The sequence below is a fragment of the Micromonospora sp. NPDC004336 genome, from assembly GCF_053602615.1.
This window is the reverse complement of record NZ_JBSGDY010000308.1, coordinates 1-3,294: the sequence shown is the minus strand read 5'-3', so window position 1 is coordinate 3,294 and position 3,294 is coordinate 1. Positions and strand designations below refer to the sequence as shown.

Below are 3,294 nucleotides of genomic sequence, written 5' to 3'. Positions count from 1 at the left end.
GTAGAGGCGCTCCCGCGCCTCCTGCGGCAGGGCGCAGGCGGCCGTTCCGCCGGGGAGCCGGTGCCGGTTGCGGGCCACCCAGCGGTACGCGGGCCAGGCGGCGGCGCGCACCGGCGGGATCCGCAGGCCGGCGCCGGCCACCCGCCACAGCGGGCCGCTGTCGCCGAGCAGCTTCGCGATCGCGTCGGGGCCGGCCGCGCGGGAGCCGTCCGCGCCGACCCACTGCACCGCCTCCTCGCACTCGGCCTCGGTCAGGCCGAGCGCGTCGAGGTCGGCGAACTGCCACGGCACCACGTGGACCCCGGTGGGGATCCGCCGGTCGATGAACTCGGCGCAGCGGGTGCAGAACGCGCAGTCCCCGTCGTAGACGAACGTCGACCTCTCCATACCTCCATCCTCCACCCGCCGGTCGCCGGCCGGTCGGCGAGGTGGGCGGGAACACGGCGGGTCACTTGCGCTCCGCTCGTACGCGTGTTCGAATGAGGGCCATGCGCTGGGACAACCTCTCCGCTCCCCCGGACGAGGGGGTCCCCGATCGGGCAGCGCCAGCGACGCCACCCCTGCCGCTGGCGCTGCCCGGCGCGATCGCCCGCACCTTCGACACCCCGGGCTTCGCCGGCATGACGTTCTACGAGATCCGGGCAAAGTCGATCATCAACAAGGTGCCCGGCACGTCGCGCGTCCCCTTCGAGTGGACGATCAACCCCTACCGGGGATGCAGTCATGCCTGCGTCTACTGCCTGTCGGGCGACACGCCGATCCTGATGGCCGACGGCCGCACGAAACCCATCAGCCAGCTGGAGATCGGTGACCGGATCTACGGCACGGAGCGACGTGGCGCCTACCGGCGCTACGTCGTCACCACCGTCCTCGACAAATGGTCGACGGTGAAGCCGGCCTACCGGGTCACCCTGGAGGACGGCACGGCGCTGGTCTCCAGCGGCGACCACCGCTTTCTCACCGAGCGAGGTTGGAAGCACGTCACCGGTGCGATGAGCGGCGCCCGCCAACGTCCCTACCTGACGACGAACAACCGCCTGATCGGCACCGGCCGATTCGCAGCGGGCCCCAAGGACTCGGTCGAATATCGGCGCGGCTACCTGTGCGGGATGCTCCGTGGCGACGCGCACCTCGGGACCTACCGATATTCCTACGGGGTGGTGCACCGGTTCCGACTCGCGCTGGCGGACGAGGAGGCGCTGCATCGCACGAGGCGCTACCTCGCCGGTTTCGGCGTGGAGACCACCAGCTTCTCTTTCACGCCGGCGAGCGGGGCCCGCCGGGCCGTCCAGGCGATCCGCACGTCGCGGCTGCGTTCGATCGAGGCGATCACCGAGCTGGTGCGGTGGCCCGACGATCCCAGCGACGACTGGCGGTTGGGCTACCTCGCCGGGATCTTCGACGCCGAGGGCAGTTGCAGCCAGGGCGTCTTTCGAATCAGCAACGGCGACGACGCGGTCCTCGACCACGTGTCGGACGCGCTGCGCCACTTCGGCTTCACCGCGGTCGTGGAGGACCACGGCCGTGCGAACCGCGTGCGAGAGATCCGGCTGACCGGCGGGCTGCCCGAACGCCTGCGCTTCTTCCACCTGACCGACCCGGCGATCACCCGTAAGCGGTCGGTCGAGGGCGCGGCGCTGAAGTGCCGGGCCAAGCTGCGGGTGGTCGCCATCGAGTCCCTGGGGATGGAGCTGCCGCTCTGGGACATCAGCACCGGCACCGGGGACTTCATCGCCGACGGAGTGGTCAGTCACAACTGTTTTGCACGGAACACGCACACCTACCTCGATCTCGACGCCGGGGCGGACTTCGACCGGAAGGTCATCGTCAAGGTCAACGCGGGTGAGCTGGTCCGGCGGGAGCTGGCCGCGCCGCGCTGGCGGGGCGCCCACGTCGCGATGGGCACCAACGTCGACTGCTACCAGCGGGCCGAGGGGCGCTACCAGCTCATGCCGCAGATCATCGCGGCGCTGCGCGACTTCGCCAACCCGTTCTCGATCCTCACCAAGGGCACGCTGATCCTGCGGGACCTGCCGCTGCTGCGCCAGGCCGCCGAGGTCACCCGGGTCGGCGTGTCGTACTCCGTGGGCTTCGTCGACGAGCGGCTCTGGCGCGCGGTGGAGCCGGGCACCCCCAGCCCGCGGCGGCGGTTGGACGCCGTACGGGAGCTGGTCGACGCCGGCTTCGACGTCGGGGTGCTGATGGCGCCGATCCTGCCCGGGCTCAGCGACGACGACGCCTCGATCGACGCGACCGTGGCGGCGATCGCCGCAGCCGGCGCGAGCAGCGTGACGCCGCTGGCGCTGCATCTGCGCCCGGGCGCCCGGGAGTGGTACGCGCGCTGGCTCGGCCGCGAGTTTCCCCACCTGGTCCCCCGCTACCGCGAGCTCTACCGCTCCGGCGCGTACGCCCCGCAGCCCTACCAGCGGGAGCTGACGGCCCGGGTGCGCATCGCGGCCCGCCGGCATGGCCTGCACCGGGGCGAGCGCGGCGACGACCGACGCCCACCCGACCCGGCACCCGCGCCGCCGCACGCCGAGCAGCTCACCCTCATGTAGACAAAAACCGATACGCTGCCCCGCGTGCGAGAGACGATCGGTCGGGCGCTGCGCCGGCAGCGCGTCGCGGTGGCGGTCGCGGTGGCCGTCGGCCTGCTCTGGGGGCTTGCGGCGGGGTTGGCGCGCACCAGCGGTCAGGTCGCCCTGCTCACGCTGGTGCCGCTGGTCGCGCTGCTGTGGAGCCTGATGCGCGCCTTCGGCAAGCCGGGCGCCGGCGACCTGCGGGCGGACGAGCGGGAGCACGCCTTCTTCGTCCCGCCGACGGGGCGGCTGAGCTACCGCTGGGTCCTGCTCGCGTTCCTCACCTACACGACGGCGAGCCAGCTCGCCTCGGACCGGGAGGACCTGTGGTGGATCTACCCGGCCCTCGCCGGCCCGCTCGCCGTGCTCCTGGCAGTCCTCCTCTGGCGCCGGGTGCCGAGCGTGACGCTGACCCCGGCCGGGATCGAGGCCGGTCATCCGCTCCAGCAGGTCCGGGTGCCCTGGGAGGCCCTGGACCCGGCGGTGCCGAGCGCCTCGTACCGGCACTCCAACGTCCTGCGGCTGCCGGTGCGGAGCCGGGACCAGGTCCGGATCCGGGGGATCGGCTCGCGCCGGCACACCGTCGTCGAGACCGGGGAGCTGGACGTCGCGCCGGACGTGCTAGCCCGTGTTTCATAAGGCTCGGAGCCACTGGTTGATGATGGCGATGGTGACGGTGGCTTCGAAGCGGACGGCGAGTTTGTCGTAGCGGGTG

At 72.3% G+C, this 3,294-nt stretch carries 3 protein-coding genes; 2 read left to right on the top strand and 1 reads right to left on the bottom strand.

Features of this window, described 5'->3' with window-relative positions:
* Window positions 1-387: thiol-disulfide oxidoreductase DCC family protein (locus ACWENR_RS30175; protein ID WP_452280337.1), on the bottom strand; the 387-nt coding region annotated here is incomplete at its 3' end.
* Between the two features lie 101 nt (window positions 388-488).
* Here ACWENR_RS30175 and ACWENR_RS30170 point away from each other — a divergent pair.
* Together ACWENR_RS30170 and ACWENR_RS30165 are read left to right on the top strand one after the other, a co-directional pair.
* Window positions 489-2,558 (top strand): intein-containing Rv2578c family radical SAM protein, encoded by a 2,070-nt coding sequence (locus tag ACWENR_RS30170; RefSeq protein WP_452280338.1) that lies wholly within the window; start codon window positions 489-491, stop codon window positions 2,556-2,558.
* A gap of 24 nt (window positions 2,559-2,582) precedes the next feature.
* The gene (locus ACWENR_RS30165; protein ID WP_452280336.1) at window positions 2,583-3,218 is read left to right on the top strand and encodes a hypothetical protein; all 636 of its coding nucleotides are present in this window, start codon (window positions 2,583-2,585) and stop codon (window positions 3,216-3,218) included.
* Window positions 3,219-3,294: the final 76 nt, after the last annotated feature.

Excerpts from the sequence above, each read along its gene's own strand:
- ACWENR_RS30170 (WP_452280338.1), top strand. The coding sequence starts at position 489 with ATGCGCTGGGACAACCTCTCCGCTCCCCCGGACGAGGGGGTCCCCGAT.